The 1,088-nt window shown below is 37.6% G+C and carries 1 protein-coding gene and 1 pseudogene; one reads left to right on the top strand and one right to left on the bottom strand.

What is annotated here, in order from left to right; translation table 11 throughout:
• Positions 1–19: 19 nt before the first annotated feature.
• Positions 20–796, top strand: a pseudogene (locus tag ACFVV1_RS40830) (protein rep); the annotation flags it as partial.
• A gap of 30 nt (positions 797–826) precedes the next feature.
• On the opposite strand, the gene ACFVV1_RS40825 reads toward ACFVV1_RS40830, so the two are convergent.
• The coding region (locus tag ACFVV1_RS40825; protein WP_390000712.1) for a hypothetical protein at positions 827–1,088 on the bottom strand (262 nt) is incomplete at its 5' end.

Raw genomic sequence — 1,088 nt, 5'->3', positions numbered from 1 at the left:
ATAATATCAAGCCTATTTTTGTAAAGTGAGGTTATGCCCTATGTGTGCGTGGCGAAGGTCATTGAAAATTGCTTATCACAACAAATTGATCGTTGAAGAAGCCAATCGGCAATATAAGCCAGCATGGATATTTCTCACGTTGACAGTAAAAAACGTTGAGGGTGATGATCTGAAACAGACCATTTCGGATATGATGAAAGGTTTTAATAGATTGATGAAATATAAAAAAGTTGATTCTGCGGTGCGTGGGTATTTCAGAGCTTTAGAGATTACGAAAAATCATGAAGAAAATACATATCATCCGCATTTTCATGTGTTAATACCTGTTCGTACTAATTACTTTGGTAAGAACTATATTAATCAAAAAGAATGGACAAGCCTTTGGAAAAGAGCAATGAAATTGGATTACACACCTATTGTGCATGTGCAGAGGGTCAAAGGTAAAAAGGGAATCGATGCGGAAGCGATTGAAAAAGAAGTACGCAAAGAAATGGAAGAACAGAAAGCTATTTTAGAGATTTCTAAGTATCCAGTGAAAGACACTGATGTGATACGTGGGAATGAAGTGACCGAGGAAAATTTGGATACGGTCTATTATTTGGATGATGCGTTAAATGCCAGGCGGTTGATCGGCTACGGCGGGATCTTGAAAGAGATTCATAAGGAACTGAATTTGACGGACGCCGAGGACGGGGATCTTGTCAGAATTGAAGAAGATGAAGACGAGGTAGCTAATGAGACGTTCGAGGTTATGGCGCATTGGCATGTAGGAATTAAGAATTACATAATTAATTAAATAAAGCAGACAATTTTGTCTGCTTTATTTTTATACAATCCATAAGATAATTTCTGCTAGAGAATCAGCAGTTTTTGAAGGTACTCCTGCTTTTTTCAAGGCTTTTACTAGAGCGCCTTTTGATGCACTATTCAGTCTTTCTGTGGCATATGCAATTTTTCTTGCATATTTGTCTACCAGTTTAGCTTTTGATGGAGATAGAGGTTTGATGGCCCATTTAAGAGCTTTTCCTCCGACTCTACATACCCATCCAAATGCTTTTATTGCTTTAAGAGAATGACCAACAATACCA

It is taken from the genome of Streptomyces sp. NPDC058092 (assembly GCF_042884935.1).
Taxonomy (GTDB): Bacteria; Actinomycetota; Actinomycetes; order Streptomycetales; family Streptomycetaceae; genus Streptomyces.
The sequence above is the reverse complement of the archived record's forward strand: the minus strand, read 5'-3'. Positions and strand labels throughout refer to the sequence as shown.